The sequence below is a fragment of the Jiangella endophytica genome, from assembly GCF_003427025.1.
GTDB classification, from domain to species: Bacteria; Actinomycetota; Actinomycetes; order Jiangellales; family Jiangellaceae; genus Jiangella; species Jiangella endophytica.
Window position 1 is genome coordinate 102,017 of the sequence record NZ_QVAI01000020.1, and the last position, 24,486, is coordinate 126,502.

Consider the following 24,486-nt stretch of genomic DNA (forward strand, 5'->3'; position numbering starts at 1 on the left):
GTGCGCTGTCACACGTCCAGGACGAAGCGGGCCGCGGGGGAGAGCCGGTCGTAGACGGCCTTGCGGACGTGGGCGGCCTGGTCGGTCTGCTGCGGCTCGTCGCGACGGCAGTAGGACATGGTGAGGCCGCGCCGCGGGACGTCCGTGCGGTTGAGGGTGCCGCCGTGCCACAGATGAGCGTTGAAGACGACCACGGTGCCCGCCTCACCCAGCAGCAGCCGTTCGTCCGGGTGCGCCGCGGTGGGGTCGGTGAGCTCGTCGGCGGGGGCGCGATTCCAGCGGTGCGATCCGGGGACCACCCGGGTCGCGCCGTTGTCGGGAGTGAAGTCGTCGAGCAGCCACATCGAGTTGCACAGGTGGTAGTCGCCCCCGGCGACCGGGCGACCCCAGTCGGAGTGCAGGTGCTGGTGGCCCTCGCCGGGCAGCGCGGCGCGGAAGTTCAGCGAGTTGACCCGCAGGTCGCCGACGACGTGGTGCCCGGCGGCCAGCACGGCCGGCTCGGTGAAGACGGACTCGAACGACTCGCCCTTGTTGATCAGGTCGGCCAGCATGGCGGCACCGGTCTGCCGGCCCACCTCGTGCCCGGCCGCGGGGCCCTCGGCCCGCTGCAGTTCCTCGACCCGCGCGCGCAGCGCCTCGAGCCGGTCGCCGGCGAACAGGCCCGGCAGCACGAGGAAGCCGTCGGCGTCGAGGCGAGCGCGTTGCTCGTCGGTCAGGGCGTCCGGAGTCGCGCCGAGGTCGGACAGCGCGGACTCCAGGGTCGGGGCGGTGGTCGCGGTCATACGGACTCCTGCGATCGGTGGCTCGTGGCTGCCCTCCATCGGACACCTCTGCCGGATCGGGCGGCAATGCAGCGGCCGTGACGAGCTTTGCACGCAGCGCCGACGGCGGCCTCGTCGTCGTTCGCCCGGCAACGGCCGGAGCCGGGCGCCGTTCCGTTCGGCCGCCGATGCCGGTAGCATCCGGCGGCACCATGAACACCGCACCGGTGGACCAGTTCGCGGGCTCCGCGTTGACCAGGGCAGAAGCGGCGGCGAGGCTGTGGCCGAGCCCGCCGCGGCCGATGTTCGTGTCCGCCGGCGCCTACGCCGCGCCGCGGCTGCGCCACGCCGCACCACACCGGTACGCGGTCTGGAAGCTGGCGTACTACCGGTCCGGGAGTATCGATGCACTGGTCGACTGCGTGACCCACCCGGTGACCGCCGGGTCGGTGCTCGTCGTCCCGCCGCACGCCGACCACGCCGAGGTCGCGCACACGGCGTACTCGAACTACTTCGTGCTGGTGAACGCGCGGCCGGACCAGCCGTGGCCGAGGCTCACCGCCGACGACGGCGAGCAGCGTCTCGGGGCGATCGTCGCGGCGCTGGTCCGGGAGAAGGCCGATCCGGACGAACACGCCGGCGCCATGGTCGACGCGCTCGTTCGGCAGGTCGACATCCTGCTGCGCCGCGACCTCTCCCGGCGGCACGACTCCGTGCCGCGGGCCGTCGTGAACGCCGTCGAGCAGCTGATGGGGGAGCGCTACGCCGAGCACCTGAGCATCGACGCGCTGGCCCGCGAGGTCGGCGTCTCAGGCTCGACGCTGCGGGCCTACTTCGCCGCGGAACTGGGCGCCTCGCCGCAACGCCGGCTGCTCGACATCCGGCTCCGGCACGCCGTGTCGCTGCTGCAGACGTCCGACCTGACCCTCGCCTCCGTCGCCGAACGCTGCGGCTACCACTCCGCCAGCCACCTGAGCCGCCACGTCAAGGCCACGCTGAACGCCACCCCCGGCGAGGTGCGCCGCCGCGGCCGTCCGTCCATCGCCTAGGCGGACCGTGCAACGCCGCCGGTGTGCCGTGCATTGAGCCCGCGGCGCGGCTGCGCTGTGCTGACGACCATGCCGACGACGCCGCGGAAACTGCTGCCGTACGTGTCCACTGCAATGGCGGCGTACGTGGCCGCCTCGGTGATCGCGCATCCGGAGCCGGCGCCGGTCGTCCCGGAGCCGGCGCCGGCCGCCGCACTCGCGCCGTCCGGCGACGGCGCCGATCCGACGGAGCCGGCCACCGCACTCGGCCCGACGTGGGGGATGGTCGGGTACGCGCCCGGCCACATCGCCGCCGTGCCGCAGCCGTTCGGCTACGACACCGTCGTCGACGGCGAGACGACGAAGCGCATCTTCCTGAGCTTCGGGGCCCAGCCGGACGTGTCGACCGCGGCGTCGGTCTTCTACACCGCGACCTCCGACGACGCCGGCCAGCGCTTCCTGACGTCGGAGCAGACACCGTGGACCGCGCTGAACATGGTCCGCCTCGACGACGGGTCGTTCCTGTCGGTCGAGTTCATCCCGGACTGGATCGACTCCACCCACGTGACGATCCGCACCTGGCGCTCCACCGACCAGGGCGAGACGTGGACCCTGACGCAGGGCGCGTACACGGCGCCGGAGCCGATGGGCTTCCTGCGGGTATGGCGCGGGCCGATCCTGCTGTCCGACGGGACGGTGATCGTGCCGGCCTACACCGAGTACACGGGCGACACCCGCAACGCCAGCCTGATCCTGCAGACCGGCGACCTCGGCGCGACGTGGACGCTGCGATCGACGATCGTGCCGCCCACCACCGATCTCGGGACCAACGAGGTCGGCCTCTCCTACACCACCGACGGCCGGCTGACCGCCGTCCTGCGCCCCGACACCGCGCAGCCGTACCACCTGCGCCAGGCGTTCTCCGACGACGACGGGCTGACGTGGTCGGCGCCGCGGGTGGTGACCGGCCCGAACGGCCCGGTCGGCAGCGTCAGCCCGGTGCTGACGCTGCAGCCGAACGGCATGCTGCTGCTCAGCTACGGCCGCCCGGACAACAACCTGCTGGTCAGCACGGACGGCACGGGTACCGAGTGGACCCAACACACGTTCGTGTTCGGCAACGCGCCCGCCACCGGCGGACCCGCGCGGGACATGGGCTCCAGCGGCAACACCGGCCTGACGACCGTCGAGGCGAACCGGTCGATCGTCTTCTACGACCGCTGCCACAGCAACAACCTCTGCAAGCCGTACAACGAGCAGTACAGCATCTGGGGCGCCTACGTCGACGCCGTCACACCCGGCGCCGGGAAGATCGACGTCGCGACGAAGCTCCGCACCGGCAGCGCCACCATCAGCGGCGACGTCGTCCCCGCCGACCCGGTCTTCCCGGAGACCCGGCTCGAGGGCGCCGTCGACGGCAGCTCCGAGCGGCACGCCGCCGCGGTGCTGCGCGCGGCCGGCGGCGGCCCGCCGTCGCTGGTCCTGACGCTGGACCGCCCGTACCTGCTGAACCGCATCGGCCTGATGCTCGGCGGCGACCGGCCGTCCAGCGCGAGTATCCAGCTGTCGGAGGACGGACGGCGCTGGAGCGAGCCGGTCGTGCGGGCCACCCGGACCCGCGACCACGCCCTGCGCTACACCGACATCGAGCCGCAGCGGGCCCGGTACGTGCGGGTCACCGGCGTGGCCGGCACCGACACCCCGGTCACCGAGCTGGAGCTCTACGCCGCCGACGTCGACACGTTCGAGAACGACCCGGTGTTCGGCGTCCCACGCGGCTGGACCGACGCGCTCAACGTCACGACCACCGACGTCGACCTCGGCGGCTTCGAGAGCCGGCGGTCCCTGCGGCTGTTCGACAACTACACCGACCAGGTCGCGAAGATCACCCGGCCGGCGCCGGACCGGGACCGCCAGGTGGCGACGTTCGCGCTGGGCAGCTCCGAGTGGAACTACCGCGGCCAGTTCGTCTTCGACGTCGTGGGCCGCTCCGGCGGCAGCAGCACCGTCCGCTGGCACTTCCTGCTCACGCCCGGTGCCTACCCGCAACCCGGCGCGGGCGGGACACCGGCGAAGCCGACGCTGCAGGCGTGGAACGGCTCGCGCTGGCTGCCCGTCGGCACGCTGGACGAGCCGATCCACCCGCACACGTGGCGCACCGTCACCGTCGACGCGACGCTGAACAGCGCCACCGTCACGATCGGCGGCCAGACGTTCACCACCGCGACGACATACCAGGCGGCCACGGCCCTCGCCGGCATGTCGTTCACCTCCGCCGGCACCGGCGTCACCAACACCACCTGGTTCCTCGACGACGTCCGCATCAGCGGCAGCTGACCACCGACCCGAAGGAGTTCGCGTGCTCGACCTCGACATCGTCGACGCCCACCACCATCTCTGGGACCTCTCGCAGCCGTACCCGTGGCTGCAGGAGGCGGCCGGGCGGTTGCAGGTGCACGGCGACGACACCGCGATCCGGCGCGACTACCTGCTGGCCGACTACCTCGCCGACGTCGCGCCGTTGCGGCTGGCGGGGGCCGTGCACGTGGATGCCGGCGCCGCGGACGCCCTCGAGGAGGCGCGGTGGCTGCAGCGGCTGGCCGACGAGTCCGACGTCGCGCTGGTGATCGTCGCCGGTGCCGCGCTGCACGACGACGGCGTCGCCGACCGGCTCGCCGCGCTGGCCGAACTGCCCCGGGTGCGCGGGGTGCGGCACAACCTCAACTGGCACCCGGACCCGTCGCTCACGTACACCGACCGGCCGGACCTCGTCACCGACCCGGCCTGGCTGCGCGGGTTCGCCCGGCTGGCTCCGCTCGGGCTCTCGTTCGACCTGCAGGTCTACCCGGACCAGCTGGCCGACGGCGCCCGGCTCGCGGCGGCCCACCCGGACACGCCGGTCGTCCTCGACCACGCAGGCATGCCGCTCGGGCGCGACCTCGACACGTTGCGCGCCTGGCGCAAGGGCCTGGACCTGCTGGCCGAGCAGCCGAACACGTCGGTCAAGATCTGCGGGCTGGGGATGACCGACCACCACTGGACGGTCGGCTCGCTGCGGCCGCTGGTGCTGGAGGCGATCGAGGCGTTCGGCGTCGACCGCGCCATGTTCGCCAGCAACTTCCCGGTCGACTCCCTCTACTCGACGTACACCGAGCTCTACGCGGCGTTCGAGACGATCACCTCGGGCTTCACCACCGGTGAGCGGACGGCCTTGTTCGCCGGGACCGCTCGGCGCGTGTATCGCATCGAGGACGCCGCGCCGGCCCGACGAAGCGAGGACTGACATGCGCGCCATGGTGCTCCGCGACTGGTGGAACCTCGAAGTCCAGCAGCTCCCCGACCCCGCGCCGGGGCCGGGCGAGGTACTCGTCGAGATCGCCGCCACCGGCATCTGCGGATCCGACCTGCACGGCTACACGGGCGAGAACGGCCGGCGGCGGCCCGGCCAGGTGATGGGTCACGAGACCGCCGGCCACGTCCGCGCCGTCGGCCCGGGTGTCACGGGACTGGCGCCCGGCCGCGAGGTCACCGTCAACCCGGTCCTCGCCTGCGGCCACTGCGACCGTTGCGCCGCCGGGCAGGAGCAGTCCTGCCCCACGAAGAGCGTCATCGGCGTCACGCCGTCCATCGTCTCGGCGTTCGCCGAGCTCATGCTCGCGCCCGCCGCCAACGTCGTCCCGCTGCCCAGCGGCGTCCCCGTCGAACTGGGCGCGCTGGTCGAGCCGCTGGCCGTCGGGTACCACGCGCTGCGCCGCGGCGCGTGCGGCGCCGGCGACCGCGTGCTCGTGCTCGGCGGCGGGCCGATCGGCCAGGCGTGCGTGCTCGCCGCGCAACGGCTGGGCGCCGACGGTGTCGTGGTCACTGAACCGATGGAGCACCGGCGGGCGCTGGTCGAGGACCTCGGCGCGACGGTGGCCGACCCGGCCGCGGCCGACGGCGCCGGGCTCGCCGCGGCGGTCGCCGACGCGCTCGGCGGACCGCCCACCATCGCCGTCGACGCCGTCGGCCTCTCCGTCACCCTGGCCACCGCCCTGGCCGCCACGCCGCCGGGCAGCACCGTCGTCCTCGTCGGCATGGGCAGCCCCGACCTCGCGCTCGCCGCGTACGACGTCTCCGTCGCCGAACGCACCGTCGTCGGCAGCTTCTGCTACACCGCGCAGGAGTTCCGCGAGACCGCCGCCTGGATCGGCGCGACCACCGCGCCGCTGGACCGCCTGGTCGAACGCCGGGTCGGGCTCGACGGCGGGCCGGACGCCTTCGCGGCGCTGGCCCGGGGCGAGGACCAGTCCAGCAAGGTGCTCGTCTGCCCGAAGGGAGCCGCATGACGACGCCGACCATCACCGCGCTGCGGGCGTACGTGCCGGATACCACCGGCGGCGCCGACTACCACGCCCAGCGCGACGGTCACTGGATCGACGACCACATCTCCAGCCCCATGGCCAAGTACCCGCAGTACCGCGCCAGCCGGCGCTCCTTCGGGCTGAGCCTGCTGGGCACCGTCGTCGTCGAGGTCGAGGCGTCCGACGGCACCGTCGGGTTCGCGCCCACCACCGGCGGCGAGCCGGCCGCCTGGATCATCGAGAACCACCTGACCCGGCTGGTCGAGGGCGCGCCGGTGACCGACCTGGAGCGGCTCTGGGACCAGATGTACCTCTCCACGCTCTACTACGGCCGCAAGGGTCTCGTCGTCAACGCCATCAGCGGCGTCGACCTCGCGCTCTGGGACCTGCTCGGCAAGGTGCGCGGCGAGCCCGTGCACGCGATGATCGGCGGCGCCGTCCGCGACGAGATCGTCTTCTACGCCACCGGCCCGCGTCCCGACGTCGCCCAGAAGCTCGGCTTCATCGGCGGCAAGCTCCCGCTGCGGCACGGGCCGGCCGAGGGCGAGGAGGGCATCGCGGCGACGGCCGAGCGGCTGGCCACGGCTCGCGCGGCCGTCGGCGACGGCTTCTGGCTCATGCTCGACTGCTGGATGTCGCTGACCCTCGACCACGCGGTCCGGCTGTCGCACGCGCTCGACGAGGTCGGACTGCGGTGGCTGGAGGAGCCGCTGCTGCCCGACGACTACTGGTCGCACGCCACGCTGCGCTCCCGGATGCCGGCCGGCATGCTGCTCAGCAGCGGCGAGCACGAGTCGACGCGGTACGGCTTCCGCGCGCTGCTCGAGTTCGGCAAGGTCGACCTCGTCCAGCCCGACGTCGGCTGGTGCGGCGGGCTGACCGAACTGCTGCGCATCTCCGCGCTGGCCGAGGCCCACGGCGCCATGGTCGTGCCGCACGGGTCCAGCGTGTACTCGTACCACTTCGTCGCGACCCGGCAGCACAGCCCGTTCGCGGAGTTCCTCATGATGCACCCGGACGGCACCGAGGTGGTGCCGATGTTCTCGCCGCTGCTGGTGGACGAGCCGGTGCCGGTGAACGGCCGGCTCCGGGTCTCCGAGCTGGACCGGCCCGGGTTCGGTGTGCGCCTGAACCCGGACCGGCCGCTGCGCCGTCCCTATCCTCGCTAGTCGACGTCGGTGGTGTTGTACCGCAGCGCGATGGCCGCGTTGCGGGCGGTGTCGTAGACCACGGTGACCAGCCGGGTCGTGCCGATGGCGGCCGTGCCCGGGTAGCCGGAGTCCCAGTTCGACCCCGGGTTGTAGAGCACGTGCTTCGGGGTGTCGGCCCAGAGCACGTTGGTGCGCCGCAGTGCGATCACGGTCGGCCGGTTGGTCGGCGACGTGTTCGCGTTCGGCTGGCTCCACAGCGTCGGCACCAGGTTCGTGCCGGGGATGAACTCGACCTCCGGCCCGTGCATCGCCACTCCCAGCGACGTCGGCGCCGTCCACGTCGTCATGTAGGTGTTGTCGTACGAGTCGCTCTGCACGCCGGCGGTGCTGGCGCCCGATGTCGACGCGGTGCGGATGACCGCGCGGACGTGGCCGGGCTCGATCTGCGTGATGGCCGGCTCCTGGTAGTGCACCGTGGGGCTGCTGGCGATCGTCTTCTGCCGGCCGGTGACCCGGCCGTCCCAGGTGACGCCGTAGTCGGTGCTGGCGACGACGATTGACGCGTGCGTGCTCGCGCCGCTGGGCGTGCCGTAGAGCGGGATCAGCAGTTGCCCGTTCGACATCTGGGCGATCTTGGCGCTGTTGATCGGCGCCGCCATCGTGCTGGAGAACACCTGCACCGGGGCCGAGAACGGCACGTCGTCGGCGTCGCGGCGCTTCACCTGGGTCTGGACGAACGCGCCGGTCTGGCCGTCGGCGGTGAAGTACGACAGCAGCAGCCGCTTCGCGCCGCCGGGCAGCGTGATCACCGCGAGCGACGGGTCCCGGTAGTCGTAGTCCTCGAACGCCGCCACGACGAATGGGGTGGCCTGCTGCCAGGTGGCGCCGCCGTCGCGGCTGCGCATCATCCGCAGCTGGCTGGGCATGCGCTGGTGGGCGCTGGACCAGCGGTAGACCATGAGCAGGTCGTCGGTGTCGCCGAACGGGTCCTTCACCAGATCGGGGAAGTACGCTCGGCAGGTGGTGCCCAGGATCGGGTCGCCGCACGGGCCGCCGGGCACGGCCACCGACTCGACGATCGCGGCCGGCGCCATGCCGTCGGCGGCCTTGGCCGAGGTGGTGGTGTCCGCGGTCGCCGGGAGCCCGGCGAGGACGACCGCGAGGATCGCCGCCAGTCCGGCGACGAGCGAGAAGGACCTGCGTGGACCGAGTCGATTCATGACCACACCTCCGACGCCGAGTCAGTGCCACAGAGGAAACCCAGAACGGCATTCCATGTCAATGGCCTGGAAGCACGGCAATGCCGCGCTTGACATGGAATGACCTTCTGTGTCTTCCTGCAGCCACCGACTCCTGGAGGCAGACCATGCGTGTGTCCCGGCCGCTCCTGCTCACCGCGGGCGCCACCCTCGCCGGCGTCGCCGCCGCGCTGATCCCCGCCACCGCCCCGTCCGCCCGCGACGTCGACGTCCCCACCGACGGCGGTGACCCGAACGGCTACGTCGTCGCCCAGCAGGACCCCACCACCGTGTTCGAGCCGCCGCCCGGCGTCATCGGCGGCAACGCCACCGTCGAGGCGTTCGACGCCGTCGACGAGGACGGCCTGCCGGTACGCCGCGCGCAGATGACCTGGCAGTCCAACGAGGACGTCGCGGCCGCCGACAGCGAGGCGTCGATGGTGCTGTCCGACGACGGCGGCTATACCTTCCCCAGCGGGGTCAACGCCGACACCGGAGCCGGCTGGTTCGCCAAGCTGCGCGACGGGTCGATCATCGGCGTGGAGTTCATCCCGGAGCGGGTGATCGACGAGCACAGCGTCGAGCTGATCGCCCGCCGCTCCACCGACAACGGCAGCACGTGGAAGGACCTGCCCTCGACGTTCACCACCGACCTGACCTTCGACCCCACGAAGTTCGACCGCGGCATCCGCGTGCACCGCGACATCTTCTACGCGAGCGACGGCGCGCTGCTGATGACGTACTACACGACCTACACCGGCGACCCCGGCTACCGGACCGAGCTGGCGCGCAGCACCGACGGCGGCGCGACCTGGCAGCGCTACGCCACGGTCGCCTCGTTCACCGACGGCCGGGTGATGGGGGAGTCGGGCATCGAGCGGGCCGCCAACGGCGACCTCGTCGCCGTCCACCGCACCGGCACCCCCGGCGGTGCGAACTTCGGCCCGCTGTACGTCAACCGCTCCAGCGACGACGGCCGCACCTGGACGCGCCCGGAGCCGCTGCGGCTGACGACCGCGTCCGGTGAGCCCGCGCCGGCGACCGGTGTGATGCCCGTGCTGCGGCTGCTGCCCAACGGCATCATGACGCTCACGTTCGGCCGCCCGGACAACTGGATCGCGATCTCGCCCGACGGCCTCGGCCACAGCTTCGAGCAGGCGCAGACGACCTACGTGAACCACCCGCGGGTCAACGCGGCGTTCCAGCGCAACCACGGCTCGTCCGGCAACGGCGCCCACGCGGTGGTCGGGGCGAACCGCGTCCTGGTGGTCGGCGACAACTGCGCACCCAGCTGGGGTTGCCCCGAGACCGACGCCGGCTTCACCGTCGACGGCGAGTACCGGGTCTGGAAGAAGTTCGTCGACATCGTGCGTCCCAACGTCGGCAAGATCGACCTGCTCGGCAAGGTCGAGGCCGGCACCGTCACCGTCGACACGACCATGACGCACACCACGCCGCGGCTGCCGGAGACGAACCGGCTCGGCGCCATCGACGGCAGCACGGACTGGGCGTCGGCGGCGGTCTTCCGGCCCGCCCGTGGTGAGGGCGTCTACACGGTGCGCCTGGACCGCGAGTACACCCTCGACCAGGTCGGGCTGGCGCTGCAGTACGGCGTGCCCGGCGCGGCCCGCGTCGAGGTCTCGACGGACGGCGCCACCTGGACCGAAGTCGTCGACACCGGCACGGTCACGTCGTACACGCAGAGCTACTACCCGGTGCCCGACGTGCGGGCCAGCCAGGTGCGGGTCACCGTGGCCGATGCCGATCCCCAGGGCCCGGAGTTCCTCGGCGAGCTCGAGCTCTACTCCACCGTCGACTCGTTCGAGAACGACCCCGTCGGCCAGGTGCCGCGTGGCTACACCGACGCGATCGGCGCCACGGTCACCGACTTCGACGTCGACGACTCCCGCCACGTCATGCGGCTGGCCGACGCCTGGATCGACAAGATCGCGACCGCGCGGTGGGTGTCGGACCCGGCGGACGCGCAGACGCTGTCGTTCCGGGTGAACTCGATCGGCTACGCGCGCGGCTTCGCCTTCACCACGATGGGCTCCACGTCCGGCGCGGCCGACGTGCCCGCCTACCACCTCAACGTCGGCGCCGACGGCAGCATCGGCTGGTACTCCTACGAGACCGGCGTCTGGACGAAGATCGCGCCGGCGGGGACGGCGCCACAGCGGGTCTGGCACGAGCTGCGCGTCGAGGCCACCCTCGACGGCGCGGAGGTCTTCCTGGGCGACCGCTCACTCGGCACCGTCCGCCCGTCGACGCCCGGCCTGACCGCGCTGACCGGCCACCAGTTCTCCTCCAGCGGCACGTCCAGCCAGTACGACCACTTCCTCATCGACGACGTCGAGCAGTCCTGATCGGCGGTGGCCTGGGCAGTAGGGCAGGAGCGGGTCATCGATGTCGGTGGTCGGTGCTTGAATGACGTCGTGCCAGCGGAACGACGTAGCGAAACGCTCGCCAGAATGGTCGTAAGTCACGTTCTCGAGCTTGAGGTCAGACGTCACGACGATGGCCGGCGCCCTTCGCTGGTCGACGCCCAGATCATGTTTCCGTCTTGCCCTGCGGGGATGGAGGTGGTCAGTGACGAGTCACCGGACGAGCGACGGCAATCGGCCGCGCTGGACAAGTTCGGTCGCGTGCTCGATGTGCCCGGCCTGACACACGACTGGCTTGTTTGGCTGCGTCGAACCGCTGATGTCAGGCGAGTTCGACTGAAGCTGCCGGGACTGCTGCGGCAGGTCGAGCGCGGTGATTTGATCATCCGCAAGCCCAGCGTGGTCCCCGACGAGTTCACCGGGATCGGGATTTTCCGGATCGTTGAGTCGAGGCTGAGCGAGTCGGACAGCCCGCAGGTGCGCCTCATGACAGAGCCTTGGAGCGGGTCAGCAGAGGACGAGTCTCTGGATCGATGGCTTCGAAAGATGTTCGAGCAGCACGCTGATGTTCCGCGGAAACTCGCGGCTCACCCGACCGAGCACGGTCATGCGTTCCTATGGATCGGCATGCGAACGGAGAATTCGGTTCAGCTCGCCTTGGAGAATCGAGGTCAGGGACTTCCCGGGACGAATCCGGAACTTCCACAGGGGGTCACCCATCTCTGGGTTGCCAGCCCGTTCAGCTCGCAGGGGGTGCTTGCGTGGTTCCCCGACCGCGGCTGGTGGCGGACGCCGTGGCGGTGGCCGGAGCGACCGGAGCACCTCCCCAGCCATTCTCCCTAGGCTTCCTGTCTTATGCGAGTGGTAGCCGCAACCGGCAGGCGGCGGAATCGGGAGCGGCCGCGGCGCCGGCCGCGAACGGTTGCCGGCGCCGCGAGATCGTTCTAGCGCGCTGTGCCGTCGGCCTTCATGGAGGCGATGACGTCGCGGGCCGCCTCGAGCGTCCGGTCCACGTCCTGCTCGGTGTGGGCGCCGGAGACGTGATTGCGCTTGAGCGACATCGGGATCATCAGGAAGCCCTTGTCGGTCATGCGCCGGTGGAAGGCGGCGTAGGCCTGGTCGTCGTTGCGCATGAGGTCGCGGTACCCGCGGATCGGCCCGGCGGCGAAGTAGAGCGAGAACACGCCGCCGAAGCCGGCCACCGTCGCCTCGATACCCAGTTCGGACGCGATCGACGCCAGCCCGTCGCGCAGCCGGGCACCCAGCGCGTGGGTGCGGGTGTAGAAGTCCGGGTTGTCGCGCAGGTAGTCGATGGTCGCGATCGCCGCCGTCGCGCCGAGGGCGTAGCCGTTGAACGTCCCCGCCAGCAGCACGTCGCCCTTCTGGCCGTCGAACCGCTCCATGAGCGAGCGCGTCCCGGCCAGCCCGCCGATCGGGTAGCCGTTGGCCATGCCCTTGCCGAACGTGGTGAGGTCGGGCCGGACGCCGCACACCTCCTGGTAGCCGCCCAGTGCGTGCCGGAAGCCGGTGATGACCTCGTCGAAGATGAGCAGCGCGCCCTCGGTGGACGTCAGCTCACGCAGGCCCTCGACGAACTCCTGGGTGGGCACGAGGGCGCCGACGTTGTGCGGAATCGGCTCCATGATGACCGCGGCGATCCGCTCCGGGTACTGCTCGAACAGCGCCCGCACGGAGTCGAGGTCGTTGAACTCGGCGATCAGCGTCGACTCGAGGACGGAGTCGAGGATGCCGGCCGACAGCGGGTCGTGGCCGTAGGCCAGTTCCGGGCGGGAGATGACGTTGCGGGCGACGGCGTCGTGCCAGCCGTGGAAGCCGCCCTGGAACTTCACCAGCAGCTGCCGGCCGGTCGCCGCGCGGGCGAGCCGGACCGCCTGAGCGGTCGCCTCGGACCCGCTCATCGTGGCGATCATCATCTCGGCCGACGGGATCGCCTCGGTGACCCTGTTGGCCAGCGCGACCTCCAGCTCGGTGACGCCGAGGCCGAACAGGTCGACGGTGCCGACGGCGGCGCGGACCGGGTCGTCGACCACGGGCGAGTTGTGCCCGAGCAGAATCGCGCCGAACGCGGCGTGGTAGTCCAGGTACCGGTTGCCGTCGAGGTCGGCGACGTAGGCTCCGTCGCCGCCGGCGAACGCGTACGGGTGCCCCACGTACCGTGTCGCGGAGTTCACGCCGCCTGGCAGCACCTCGGCCGCGGCTTGGTGCAAGGCCCAGCCGCGGGTCGACGAGCTGCGTGGGTCGTGGTCGGAGGCTGCCGTGCCGATCCCCGGGGACATCGGACTCCTGTTCCCGCGTCGCGGCCCGGCCGACGGCCGTCGCGCGACGCCTCTCGGTGGTGTCGTTGCCCGGAAGCGTAGGTTGCTTCGTCAAGCATGGCAAGACGTTCCATTTCTCGCCGCGTTACGTGATCGTCACAGCGACAGGCCTTGACAGGGCAACCGATGCGACCCAAGGATGACTCGGCATGGCACGCCATTCCGTGATTGACGACACGGCGCCGCTCGGCGTGGTGATCGTCGGTGCCGGCTTCATCGCCGACCACCACGGCGCCGCGTTGGGCGCCAGCGCCCGCGCTCGTCTCGCCGGCATCGTCGACGTCGACGCGGGCCGCGCGAGCGCCGCCGCGACGGCCGCCGGCGGTGTGCCGTGGACGACCGACCTGGCCGAGGCGCTGGCCCGGCCGGACGTCGGCGCGGCGATCGTGTGCACGCCGAACATGACGCACGAGCCCATCGCACAACAGATCGCCGCCGCGGGCAAGCATCTGCTGATGGAGAAGCCGCTGACCATCACGGTTGCGTCCGCGCGCGCCGTCGTCGACGCGTTCGACGCCGCCGGGACGGTCGTCATGGCCGCACACACCCACCGGTTCTACGACTACGCCCGGGCCGTGGACGACGCGATCGCCGGCGGTGCGGTCGGCCGCCCGGTGTTCGCCCGGCTCGCGCTGCTCGGCGGCTGGATCTGGCCGGACTGGCGGGCCTGGGTGCTCGACCCGGCGAAATCCGGCGGGCACGCGCTGCACAACGGCGTCCACCTGCTCGACCTCGTCAGCTGTTGGCTGCGCGACGAGCCGGTGTCCGTCTACGCGCGCGGCCGGGCGCAGACCGCCGCCGAGCTGCGCATCCACGACTATCTGGAGATGCACGTCGAGTACGCGGGCGGCGCGAACGCCGTGTGCGAGATGAGCCGCGGCCACCGGCCGTCGACGCTGGACCGCCGCGACGTGCTGGTCGCCGGCACCGACGGTGTGCTGCAGCTGCCGGCCGACGGCTGGGGCTCCACCGTGGTGACGGAGTCCGGGACCAGCCTGCTGCACCCGCAGGCCGCCAACGGGTTCGCCGTCCAGCTGGACGCCTGGCTCGACGCGATCGCCGACCCGGCCGCACGGCGGGCGATGACCCCGGCCGACGCGGTCCGCGCGGTCGCGCTGGGGGTCGCCACCGAGCTGTCCATCGAGCGTGGCGAGCCGGTCACCCTCGACGAGGTCATGGAAGGGGCGCGAGCATGAGCGAGCGGACCCTCGGCGTGCTGCTGCTCGGCTTCGCCGGCCTCGGCCCCGACCAGGACCACCAGCAGGACATGTACCTGCCGGCGTTCGAGGCGCACCCCGGCTTCGACGTCGTCGCGAAGGCGACCGACCTCACCGATTCGGCCCTCGCCGATCCCGCCGTCGACGTCGTCAGCGTCTGCGTCGCGCCGGACCGGCGGGCCGACGCCGTCGTCGCCGCCCTCCGCGCGGGCAAGCACGTGCTGGTCGACAAGCCGCTCGCCTTGACGGCGGCGGACGCGGCGCGTGTCGCGGCCGTGGCCGCCGAGACCGGCCGGGTCTGCCTCCCCGCGCACCACCAGCGGTTCCACCCGATGATCGCGGCGGCCCGCGGCGCCGTCGCCGGCGGGAAGGTCGGGCTCCCGTGGAACGTGCAGGCCGACTTCCTGGTCGCCGGCGGCACGCCGTCGCCGGCCGGCGAGCTGGCCAACTTCGCCGTCTACCCGCTCGACGTGGTGCTCGCGCTCACGGGACTGCGGGTCCGGCGGGTGTTCGCGCGCCTCTCGACCTACTGGAGCGACGGCGGCGCCGACGACTTCGCGCTGCTGTTCCTCACCCATGAGAACGGCCTGACCAGCACCATCAGCGTCGGCCGGACCCGTGAGCTGGCCGACACCCGGCCGGCCGGACTCGCCGTTCACCGCTACCGCGTCAGCGGCTCGCACGGCGTCCTCGACCTCGACGCCTCGCGCCCGGCTGTCGTCCTACGCCGGGCCGAGGCGTCGAGCTCTACGTGGCACGGCGCCGGGACCGTGGACCGGTTGCTCGACGAACTGCACGCGGCCGTCGCCGCGGGCCGCCCGAGCAGCCCGTCCGCCGCCGACGCCGTCCACATCGCCGAGATCGTCGACGCGGTCCGCACGTCGGCCGTGTCGGGCACGCCAGTCGACCTCCCCCAGGAAGGCAGCCGATGAAGCTGGTCAGCTACACCCGCGACGGCGCGACCCGGCACGGGTACGTCACCGATGAGGCCGCCGGCACCGTGGCCGAGCTCGGCGACGGCGACCTCGCCGCGCTGGTCGAGGCCGGCGCCGGGACCGCCGCGGACTGGCTGCCGGCCGCGCCGTCGGGCACCCACCGGCTGGCCGACCTCACGGTTCACGCCCCGATCGCGCGCCCCACGAAGGTGCTGGCGGTGGCGGCGAACTACCAGGAACACGTTGCCGAGGGCGGGGGCGCGCCCCTGGACAAGAGCACGCTGGCGCCGCGGCTGTTCCTCAAGCCCGGCACGTCCGTCGCCGACCCGGGCGCGGACATCGCCCTGCCGGCGATCAGCACCCAGGTCGACTGGGAGGCCGAGCTGGTCGTCGTCGTGGGACGGGGCGGACGCGACATCCCGGTCGAGCAGGCCCTGGACCACGTGGCCGGCTACGCCGTGGGCAACGACGTGTCGGCCCGATCGGTCGACTACGGATACGAGCGCGACACCTCGGCGGCCGTCGACTACTTCGACTGGCTGGCCGGCAAATGGCCGGACGGCTTCGCGCCGTACGGTCCGTACCTCGTCACGGCGGACGAGGTGCCCGATCCGCAGGACCTCGGCATCGAACTCGAGGTCAATGGCACGCTCCGGCAGAAGGGGAGCACGGCCGGCATGATCTTCACCGTCGCCGAGCTGGTCGCGTTCGCGTCGCGGCTGATGACGCTCGAGCCCACCGACATCATCATGACCGGGACGCCGGCCGGTGTCGGAGCGGCGTCGGGCACCTATCTCGCCGCGGGCGACGAGATGACGGTACGCATCGCCGGCCTCGGCACCCTCACGAACCGCGTCGTCTGAACCACTTCGCCACTTCCCGCCGGGCCGGTCCCGGCCGGAACAGATCCCTGAGAGGTAGCTGTGAGACGTTCCCGAGCGCAACGCGCAGCCCTGATCTCCACCGGCCTGTCCATGATCCTCGCCGTCGCGGCCTGTTCGGATCCGACCCAGAGCGAGGACACCAGCGGGTCCGGCGGTGATGCCGCCAGCGGCGGCTCCGAGGACACCACGCTCAACGCGTATCTGTACCAGCCGCCGGCGGCGAACTGGAGCCCGATGGCCCCGGCCAGCGGCCCCGACGGCGTCGTCATGAACCTCATCTACGACTCGCTGCTGGGCGTCGACCCGAACTACGAGCTGTACCCGCGCCTGGCGGCCGACCTGCCGGAGATCTCCGCAGACGGCCTCACCATCACCTACACGCTCCAAGAGGGCCTCACCTGGAGCGACGGTGAGCCGTTCACCGCCGAGGACGTCGTCTTCACCTACAACCTCATGGCCGACCCCGACACCGGCAGCACGGCCTCGGGCCGGTTCGCCGACGTCGTCGGAGGCCCCGAGGTCGCGGCCGGAACCGCCGACACCGTCGCCGGCTTCACCGCTCCCGACGAGCACACCTTCCAGATCCAGCTGACCAAGCCGAACGTCGGCCTCGTGGGCCTGACCGGCAACATCTGGATCGTCCCGCAGCACGTGCTGGCCGACGTCCCGGTGGACGACATGGACACCGCGGAGTTCTTCACCCAGAACCCGAACGTGGGCATGGGGCCGTACGTCTTCCAGGAGTACGCCACCGACCAGTACATCCACCTGGTGAAGAACCCGAGCTTCCGCGAGGGCGAGGTGGACATCGACGAGATCTACCTGCGCCCGGTGACCTCCGACGTCGCCACCGCACAGTTGGGCACCGGCGAGATGGACCTGGTGCAGATCGCCGCGCCGGACCTCGAGACGGTCGAGGCGATGGACGGCATCGAGGTGGGCTCCGGCCCCGGCGCCGGCTACATCCGCACCTCGGTGAACGAGCTGAAGCCGTACCTGCAGGACCCGCGCCTGCGCCAGGCCATGCTGTACGCCGTCGACCGGCAGCAGCTCATCGACGAGGCGCTCGGCGGCAACGCCGGGCCGGTCAACGCCAGCTTCATGAACGCCGCGCTGCCGGACGACCTCGAGCCCTACGAGTACAACCCGGACCGGGCCCGTGAGCTGCTGGCCGAGATGAACTGGGACCCGAACCAGGTGGTCACGCTCTCCTGGATCGCCGGTCAGCGCGACCGCGACACCGCGGCCACCATCCTGGAGAGCCAGCTCAACGAGGTCGGCATCAAGCTCGAGCTCAACCAGGTGCAGCCGGGCCAGCTGACGGACATGATGAACGAACAGTCCTACGACATGACGCTCTACGGCGGCGGCAACTACGCCACCGAGCCGTTCGCGGTCTTCGCGATCAACGCCTGCAGCACGCACTTCCCGGCCGGCGGCAACCTGTCGTTCTGGTGCAACGAGGAGTTCGACCAGCTGATGCTCGAGGCCAACGCGACGGTCGACGAGACCGCCCGCTACGACCTCTACCAGCAGGCGGCGCGCATCGAGAACGCCGAGGCGCCGATGATCTACCTGTACAACCCGGACACCATCTGGGCGTACACCAGCGCGCTCAAGGGCTTCGTCCCGAACGGTGACTTCACGAACCCGTTCTGGAACGTCCAGGAATGGTCGCTGGATCGCTAGGTCTGCACGACCCGCGGATGCCGGGCGGCCGAGCCCGCCCGGCATCCGCGGCCGGACGAGGAGGAGGTGAGCGGTGACGGCGTTCGTCGTCAGGCGGATCCTGGTGAACATCGTGGTGTTCATCCTGATCGGGATCGGCGTGTTCCTGCTGGTCCGTGCCGCGCCGGGCGATCCGGTGCGGATGATGATCAGGCCCGAGGACCTGCAGGAGGGCAGCGAGGCGTTCATCCAGGCACGGCGCGAGGAGCTCGGGCTCAACGACCCCGTCCTCGTGCAGTACGCCCGGTGGTTCCTCGACGCGCTCACGGGCAATCTCGGCGACTCGTTCGTCAACCGGCAGCCGGTCGGCGGCCTGCTCCTCGAGCGGCTCGGCCCGACGGTGCTGCTGATGTCGACCGCGCTGGCCATCTCGCTGCTGATCGCCATCCCGCTGGGCACCATCGCGGCGGTCCGCCGCAACACCGGCGTCGACTACGCGGCCGCGGCGCTCAGCCTGGGCGTCATCTCGGTGCCGTCGTTCTTCCTCGGCATCGTCGCGATCTACGTCTTCTCGCTGCAACTGGGCTGGCTGCCGTCAGCGGGCATGTCCACGCCCGGCGACGGCACGCCGGGCGACATCGTGCGGCACCTGATCATGCCGGCGGCGATCCTCGGTCTGGCCAGCGCCGGCCCGCTGACGAGGTACGTGCGCGGCAGCCTGATCGACGAGCTGTCCGCCGACTACGTCCGTACGGCCGAGGCCAAGGGCGCCGCGCCGGTCCGCGTGGTGACGCGGCACGCGCTGCGCAACTCGCTGATCCCGCTCATCACGATCATCATGATCAACATCCCGCAGATGCTGGCCGGCGCCGTCGTCCTGGAGCAGGTGTTCGCCTGGCCGGGCATGGGGCAGCTGGCCGTACGCGCGGTGACGGCGCAGGACTACCCGGTGATCGTGGGCTTCGCGCTCTACGTCGCCGCGCTGGTGCTGATCTGCAACCTGCTCGCCGACATCGCCTACGCCGCCGTCGACCCGAGAGTGAAGGTGACATGAGCGACCTGCGCCCGTCCCTGGACACTCCTGAGGTGACCGCCGCCGAGGAGGTGGTGGCGACCGAGACCGACACCGCCGTGCGGTCCCGGCGCCGCTCCCCGCTGGGCATGGCGGTGCGCCGGTTCAGGCGGAACAAGATCGCGGTGGCCGGCGGCGTGTTCCTGCTGCTCATCCTGCTGCTGGCGGTGTTCGCGCCGGTGATCGCGCAGCAGTCGCCGACCGCCGTCGACCTCGGCGCGATCCGGCGGGCGCCGTCGGGCGAGCACTGGCTCGGCACCGACGCGTCCGGCCGCGACGTGTTCGCGCGGCTCGTCTACGCCGCGCGCGTCTCGCTGCTGGTCGGCGTGTTCGCCGCGTTGCTGGCGGTGCTGCTGGGCACCATCGTCGGCGCGGTGTCGGGGCTGTTCGGTGGCTGGGTCGACACCGTGCTCATGCGCACGGCCGACATGATGCTGTCGTTCCCGAGCATCGTCATCATCATCGTGCTGGCCGGCATCCTGGGGCCGAGCATCCCGATCCTCGTCGTCTCGATCGCCATCACGACCTGGCCGACGACGGCCCGGCTGGTCCGCGGCGTCACCCTGGCGGTGCGCGAACGCGAGTACCTGCACGCCGCGCGGGTCGCCGGGGCGTCGCGCGGCTGGATGCTGCGCAAGCACATCGTGCCGGCCGCCATGGGCCAGATCGTGGTCGTCGGCACCATCTCCGTCGCCGCCGCGATCCTCGCCGAGGCGGTGCTGTCCTTCCTCGGGCTCGGCGTCCAGCCGCCGCAGGCCAGCTGGGGCAACATGCTCAACGACGCCCAGAGCCTGACGGTCATCCAGTCCATGCCGTGGCTGTGGCTGCCGCCGGGCCTGGCCATCGCCGCGACGGTGCTCGCGGTCAACTTCGTGGGCGACGGCCTGCGCGACGCCGTCGACCCGCGGCAGTCGGGGAGGTCGTGATGGTGAACGAGACCGAACCGCTGCTGGTCGTCGACGACCTCGCCGTCGAGTTCCGTACTGACGAAGGCGTGGTCAAGGCTGTCGACGGCGCCGCCTTCACCGTCGACCGGGGCGAGATCGTCGGCGTCGTCGGCGAGTCCGGCTCCGGCAAGAGCGTCACCGCGATGTCGATCCTCGGCCTGGTGAAGTCGGGGCGGCGGGTCCGCGGGGCGATCCGGTTCCGCGGCCGCGACCTCGGCACGCTGCCGGCCAAGGAGCTCCGGGCGATCCGCGGCGCCGAGATCGCGATGATCTTCCAGGACCCGATGACGGCGCTCAACCCCGTCGTCAGCATCGGCCGGCAGATCGTCGAGGCGCTGCGGCTGCACGACCGGAAGCTCTCGAAGGCCGCCGCCCGCGACCGCGCGATCGAGCTGCTCGCCCTGGTCGGCATGCCCGACGCCGCGGCGCGGTTCAAGCAGTACCCGCACGAGTTCTCCGGCGGCATGCGCCAGCGCGCCATGATCGCGATGGCGATCGCCAACGGGCCCAGCCTGCTCATCGCCGACGAGCCCACGACGGCGCTGGACGTCACCATCCAGGCGCAGGTCCTCGACCTGCTCCGGATCGCGCAGCAGGAGACCCAGGCGGCGACGCTGCTCATCACGCACGACCTCGGCGTGGTCGCCGAACTGGCCGACCGCGTCGTCGTCATGTACGCCGGCCGGGTGGTCGAGCAGGGCGACGTCACCACCGTCTTCACCGCGCCGCGGCACCCGTACACCGTCGGTCTGCTGGAGAGCCTGCCCCGGCTGGACCGCGACGTCGACGAGCTGCACCCCATCCCGGGCAGCCCGCCGAGCCTGCTGACCCCGCCGCCGGGCTGCCCGTTCCACCCGCGCTGCCCGCTGGCCCGCGACCGGTGCCGCACCGAGCGGCCGGAGCTGCGCGTGGTCGGCAACGGCACGACGGTCCACCGGACCGCCTGCCACTTCGCCGAGGAACTCGCGGCCCTACCCACGGAGGTGACCCGATGACCGTCGAGACGGCGGCCGTCGACCGGCTGGAGCGCCTGGGCGAGGAGGTCCTGCGCGTCGACGACCTCGCGATGCACTTCCCCATCCGCGGCGGGGTGTTCCGCCGGGCGGTCGGCGCGGTCCGGGCGGTCGACGGCGTCTCGTTCGCCATCGACCAGGGCGAGACGCTGAGCCTGGTCGGCGAGTCCGGCTGCGGCAAGACGACCACCGGGCGCATGGTGGTGCGGCTGCTGGAGCCGACCTCCGGGCGCATCCTCTACCGCGGCCACGACCTCGCGACGATGAGCGAGGACGAGCTGCGGCCGTGGCGCAGCAAGACGCAGATCGTCTTCCAGGACCCGTACGCCTCGCTGTCGCCGCGGATGACGGTGCACGACATCATCGCCGAGCCGCTGCGGGTGCAGGGCAAGTACCGCCAGGGCGGCGCCGACCGGGTGTCCGAGCTGCTCGACCTCGTCGGCCTGCAGCCCGAGCACGCCAACCGGTACGCGCACGAGTTCTCCGGCGGCCAGCGCCAGCGCATCGGCATCGCCCGGGCGCTCGCGCTCGACCCCGAGCTGCTGGTCCTGGACGAGCCGGTCAGCGCGCTGGACGTGTCGATCCAGGCGCAGGTGGTGAACAAGCTGCGCGAGCTGCAGCAGCGGCTGGGGCTGGCGTACCTGTTCATCTCGCACGACCTGTCCATCGTGCGGCACGTGTCGCACCGCATCGCCGTCATGTACCTCGGCGTCATCGTCGAGACCGGTACCCGCGACGAGATCTTCACCGCGCCGCACCACCCGTACACCCAGGCGCTGCTGTCGGCCGTGCCGGTGCCCGACCCGCGGCTGCGCGGCGCCCGCGAGCGCATCACGCTGACCGGTGACGTGCCGAACCCGGCGAACCCGCCGTCGGGCTGCCGGTTCCGGACCCGCTGCTGGAAGGCGCAGGCCAAGTGCGCCGAGGAGGTGCCGCAGCTGGAGGACCGGCTCGGCACCGGGCACCCGAGCGCCTGCCACTTCCCGGAGCTGCTGACCGTGCTGCCGACCTCGGGAGCCGCTTCGTGACCCTCGATCTGCTCATCACCGGCGGCACGGTCGTCGACGGCACCGGCGCGGACGGCGTCCGGGCCGACGTCGCGGTCGCGGACGGCGTGATCGTCGCGGTCGGCGCGGAGGCGACGGTCCTGGGCGAGGGCGCCGCGCGCACCGTCGACGCCGCCGGGAAGGTGGTCTGCCCGGGCTTCGTCGACCTGCACACCCATTCCGACCTCACGCTGCTGTCCGCGCCGCAGGCCCGCAGCGCCGTCCACCAGGGCATCACGACGACGGTGATCGGCAACTGCGGGCTGGGCGTCGCGCCGCTGGCCGACGGCGCCGACGTCGACGGCGTGCGGGCCGCGGTCGGCTACCTCGACCTCGATCCGTCGGTCGGCTGGACCTGGCGCTCCTACGGCGAGTACCTGGACGCCGTCGCCGCGGCCCGGCCCAGCGTCAACGTCGCCGGGCTGGCCGGGCACCTGCCGCTGCACGCGGGCGTCGTCGGGTTCGACGACCGCCCGCCGACGCCGGGCGAGCTGGACCGGATGACGTCGCTGCTGGCCGACGCGCTGGACGCCGGCGCCGTCGGCCTGTCCACCGGGCTGATGTACGCCCCGCTGACGTTCGCCGGCCGGGCCGAGCTGCTCGCACTCGCCGAGGTCGTCGCGGGCCGCGGTGCGCTGTTCGCCTGGCACCTGCGCGACTACGCCGACGACGGGCTGTCGGCCGTTCGCGAGGCCTTGGAGATCGCCGCGGCCACCGGGGCGCGCACCCAGCTGTCGCATCTCACCTCCGTCGGCCGGCGCAACTGGGGGACCGTCGCGAAGGCCCTGGAGTTGGTCGACGCCGCGCGCGCCGACGGCCTGGACGTCGCCGTCGACATGTACCCGTACCTCGCCGGCAACGCGCCGCTGGCGCAGCGGCTGCCCGCGTGGGCGCAGGCCGGCGGCGACGCGGTGATGCGCGACCGGCTGGCCGACCCCGAGGCGGTCCGGCGGATCCGGGAGTCGTGGGCCGGTGAGGCGCTCGGCTGGGACGAGATCACGGTCAGCTCCGCGCCGGGCGCGCCGGACCTGGTCGGGCACACCGTCACCGCGCTGGCCGCGGACCGCGGCACCGACCCGGACACCGTCGCGCTGGACCTGCTGGCCCGGTTCGGCAACGCGGTGTCGATGGTGGCCGGTGGCCGCGACGCCGGTGACCTGCGCGCCGTCCTGACGCACCCGGCGTCGGTCATCGGCTCCGACGGCCAGGCGCTGGACGTCGACGGGCCGACGGGTGTGGGGATGCCGCACCCACGGTCGTACGGCACCTACCCGCGGCTGCTGTCCGAGCACGTCGCCGACGGCACGCTCACGCTGCCCGAGGCGATCCGCAAGTGCACCTCGGGTGCGGCGCGCCGGGCGGGGATCACCGACCGTGGCACGATCACGGCAGGGGAGGCCGCCGACATCGTGATCCTCGACGTCGGCCGGCTCGCCGACCGCGCCACGTTCGCCGACCCCAGGCAGTACCCCGCCGGCGTCGACGCCGTGATCGTCAACGGTGAGCCGACGATCGCCCATGGGCAGCACACCGGCGCGCGCGCCGGCCACGTACTCAAAGCAGGGACGAAGGACAAGGGGCAGCGATCATGAGACCCGTCGCCAGAACCACCCGCCGCACCTCGGTCGACGACGATCGGCCGGCGTCGGCCAACTACCACGCGAACGCGCTGGCCCGTGGCCTGGCGCTGCTGGAACTGCTGTCGACCGGCGCCGAGCCGTTCACGCTGGTCGAGATCAGCGAGTCCACCGGTCTGCCGAAGAGCACGCTGGTCCGGCTGCTCGCGGTGCTGGCCGAGATGGAGTACATCGTCCGCGTCGACGAGCGGCCGTCGTACCGGCTCGGGCACAAGGTGCTCCGGCTGTCCAACGCGTACATGTCGTCGCTGGACCTCTCCGTCGTCGCCGACCGCTACCTCGCGCCGCTGGCCGACCGCACCGGGCAGACGGCGAACCTCGGCATGCTCGACCGCGACCAGGTGATCCACGTCGGCGTGCACGAGCCGGACCGGCCGATCCGGTTCCACGCCAGCCCCGGCGTCCGCGACCACTCCTACTGCACCGGCCTGGGCAAGCTGCTGCTGTCGCGGCTGCCGGCGGAGCGGCTGGCCGAGCACGTCCCCGCCGGCCCGTTCACGCGGTTCACCGACGACACCATCACCACGCTCGACGAGCTGACCCGCGAGCTGCGGCTGATCGAGCGGCGCGGCTACGCCTTCGACGACAACGAGCGCAGCGTCGGCCTGCGCTGCGTCGCCGTCCCCGTCGAGCTCGACGGCGAGTGCCTGGCCGCGGTCAGCGTCTCCGGCCCGTCCGGCGAGTTCGGCCCGGACCGCCAGCAGTTCTACCTGGAGCGGCTGCGGGAGACCGCGGCCGAGCTGGCCGGCGACCCCGACACCGCCGCCGCCATGCGCATCGTGCACAGCTCGCTGCGTCCCGCTCGTTCCGCCAGCTAGGAGGCCCGCCG

The 24,486-nt window shown here is 72.1% G+C and carries 20 protein-coding genes; 17 read left to right on the forward strand and 3 right to left on the reverse strand.

Annotated features, from left to right (window positions below; all coding sequences use genetic code 11):
- Window positions 1–8: 8 nt before the first annotated feature.
- Window positions 9–782 (reverse strand): phytanoyl-CoA dioxygenase family protein, encoded by a 774-nt coding sequence (locus DZA62_RS29760; protein ID WP_116952579.1) that lies wholly within the window; start codon window positions 780–782, stop codon window positions 9–11.
- A 191-nt stretch (window positions 783–973) separates the two neighbouring features.
- Here DZA62_RS29760 and DZA62_RS29765 point away from each other — a divergent pair, with 191 nt between their 5' ends.
- From DZA62_RS29765 to rhmD, 5 genes are all read left to right on the forward strand, one after another.
- Window positions 974–1,810 (forward strand): AraC family transcriptional regulator, encoded by an 837-nt coding sequence (locus DZA62_RS29765; RefSeq protein ID WP_157987987.1) that lies wholly within the window; start codon window positions 974–976, stop codon window positions 1,808–1,810.
- Between the two features lie 69 nt (window positions 1,811–1,879).
- Window positions 1,880–4,126, forward strand: coding sequence for an exo-alpha-sialidase (locus tag DZA62_RS29770; RefSeq protein WP_157987988.1), 2,247 nt, complete (start codon window positions 1,880–1,882; stop codon window positions 4,124–4,126).
- 22 nt (window positions 4,127–4,148) lie between these two features.
- On the forward strand, window positions 4,149–5,072 hold the full coding sequence (locus DZA62_RS29775) for an amidohydrolase family protein (protein ID WP_116952582.1): 924 nt from the start codon (window positions 4,149–4,151) through the stop codon (window positions 5,070–5,072).
- A gap of 1 nt (window position 5,073) precedes the next feature.
- Complete coding sequence (locus DZA62_RS29780) at window positions 5,074–6,114, forward strand: zinc-dependent alcohol dehydrogenase (protein WP_116952583.1); 1,041 nt, start codon at window positions 5,074–5,076, stop codon at window positions 6,112–6,114.
- The gene (gene rhmD / locus DZA62_RS29785) at window positions 6,111–7,298 is read left to right on the forward strand and encodes an L-rhamnonate dehydratase (RefSeq protein WP_116952584.1); all 1,188 of its coding nucleotides are present in this window, start codon (window positions 6,111–6,113) and stop codon (window positions 7,296–7,298) included. Before DZA62_RS29780 ends, rhmD begins: the two co-directional genes overlap by 4 nt.
- On the opposite strand, the gene DZA62_RS29790 is transcribed toward rhmD, so the two are convergent.
- Window positions 7,295–8,500, reverse strand: a complete 1,206-nt coding sequence (locus DZA62_RS29790; RefSeq protein ID WP_157987989.1) for a sialidase family protein — start codon at window positions 8,498–8,500, stop codon at window positions 7,295–7,297. The genes rhmD and DZA62_RS29790 overlap by 4 nt on opposite strands.
- Window positions 8,501–8,646: 146 nt before the next feature.
- Here DZA62_RS29790 and DZA62_RS29795 point away from each other — a divergent pair, with 146 nt between their 5' ends.
- Together DZA62_RS29795 and DZA62_RS29800 are read left to right on the forward strand one after the other, a co-directional pair.
- Window positions 8,647–10,884 (forward strand): discoidin domain-containing protein, encoded by a 2,238-nt coding sequence (locus tag DZA62_RS29795; RefSeq protein ID WP_157987990.1) that lies wholly within the window; start codon window positions 8,647–8,649, stop codon window positions 10,882–10,884.
- A 57-nt stretch (window positions 10,885–10,941) separates the two neighbouring features.
- Window positions 10,942–11,745, forward strand: coding sequence for a hypothetical protein (locus DZA62_RS29800; protein ID WP_157987991.1), 804 nt, complete (start codon window positions 10,942–10,944; stop codon window positions 11,743–11,745).
- A 101-nt stretch (window positions 11,746–11,846) separates the two neighbouring features.
- Here the strand turns inward: DZA62_RS29800 and DZA62_RS29805 are convergent, their stop codons facing one another.
- Window positions 11,847–13,199, reverse strand: coding sequence for an aspartate aminotransferase family protein (locus tag DZA62_RS29805; RefSeq protein ID WP_116952588.1), 1,353 nt, complete (start codon window positions 13,197–13,199; stop codon window positions 11,847–11,849).
- Between the two features lie 188 nt (window positions 13,200–13,387).
- Between DZA62_RS29805 and DZA62_RS29810 the strand changes: the two genes are divergently transcribed.
- The 10 genes from DZA62_RS29810 (at window position 13,388) to DZA62_RS29855 (ending at window position 24,475) form a co-directional block, all read left to right on the forward strand.
- Window positions 13,388–14,434, forward strand: a complete 1,047-nt coding sequence (locus DZA62_RS29810; RefSeq protein WP_116952589.1) for a Gfo/Idh/MocA family protein — start codon at window positions 13,388–13,390, stop codon at window positions 14,432–14,434.
- The gene (locus DZA62_RS29815; RefSeq protein ID WP_116952590.1) at window positions 14,431–15,387 is read left to right on the forward strand and encodes a Gfo/Idh/MocA family protein; all 957 of its coding nucleotides are present in this window, start codon (window positions 14,431–14,433) and stop codon (window positions 15,385–15,387) included. Before DZA62_RS29810 ends, DZA62_RS29815 begins: the two co-directional genes overlap by 4 nt.
- Window positions 15,384–16,253, forward strand: a complete 870-nt coding sequence (locus tag DZA62_RS29820) for a fumarylacetoacetate hydrolase family protein (RefSeq protein ID WP_116952591.1) — start codon at window positions 15,384–15,386, stop codon at window positions 16,251–16,253. Before DZA62_RS29815 ends, DZA62_RS29820 begins: the two co-directional genes overlap by 4 nt.
- 60 nt (window positions 16,254–16,313) lie before the next feature.
- Window positions 16,314–17,963, forward strand: a complete 1,650-nt coding sequence (locus DZA62_RS29825) for an ABC transporter substrate-binding protein (protein ID WP_157987992.1) — start codon at window positions 16,314–16,316, stop codon at window positions 17,961–17,963.
- Between the two features lie 73 nt (window positions 17,964–18,036).
- Window positions 18,037–18,996 carry an ABC transporter permease gene (locus tag DZA62_RS29830; protein ID WP_116952593.1) on the forward strand — a complete coding sequence of 320 codons (960 nt, stop codon included), beginning with the start codon at window positions 18,037–18,039 and terminating at the stop codon, window positions 18,994–18,996.
- The gene (opp4C, locus tag DZA62_RS29835) at window positions 18,993–19,940 is read left to right on the forward strand and encodes an oligopeptide ABC transporter permease (RefSeq protein WP_198664351.1); all 948 of its coding nucleotides are present in this window, start codon (window positions 18,993–18,995) and stop codon (window positions 19,938–19,940) included. The genes DZA62_RS29830 and opp4C overlap by 4 nt, the downstream gene beginning before the upstream one ends.
- Complete coding sequence (locus tag DZA62_RS29840) at window positions 19,940–20,956, forward strand: ABC transporter ATP-binding protein (protein ID WP_116952594.1); 1,017 nt, start codon at window positions 19,940–19,942, stop codon at window positions 20,954–20,956. The genes opp4C and DZA62_RS29840 overlap by 1 nt, the downstream gene beginning before the upstream one ends.
- Window positions 20,953–22,002, forward strand: coding sequence for an ABC transporter ATP-binding protein (locus tag DZA62_RS29845; RefSeq protein ID WP_116952624.1), 1,050 nt, complete (start codon window positions 20,953–20,955; stop codon window positions 22,000–22,002). Before DZA62_RS29840 ends, DZA62_RS29845 begins: the two co-directional genes overlap by 4 nt.
- Entirely contained in the window at window positions 21,999–23,612 is a 1,614-nt protein-coding gene (locus DZA62_RS29850; protein ID WP_157987993.1) for an N-acyl-D-amino-acid deacylase family protein, read from the forward strand. Before DZA62_RS29845 ends, DZA62_RS29850 begins: the two co-directional genes overlap by 4 nt.
- A complete protein-coding gene (locus DZA62_RS29855) occupies window positions 23,609–24,475 on the forward strand; it encodes an IclR family transcriptional regulator (protein ID WP_116952596.1) in 867 nt (288 codons plus the stop codon). Before DZA62_RS29850 ends, DZA62_RS29855 begins: the two co-directional genes overlap by 4 nt.
- Window positions 24,476–24,486: the final 11 nt, after the last annotated feature.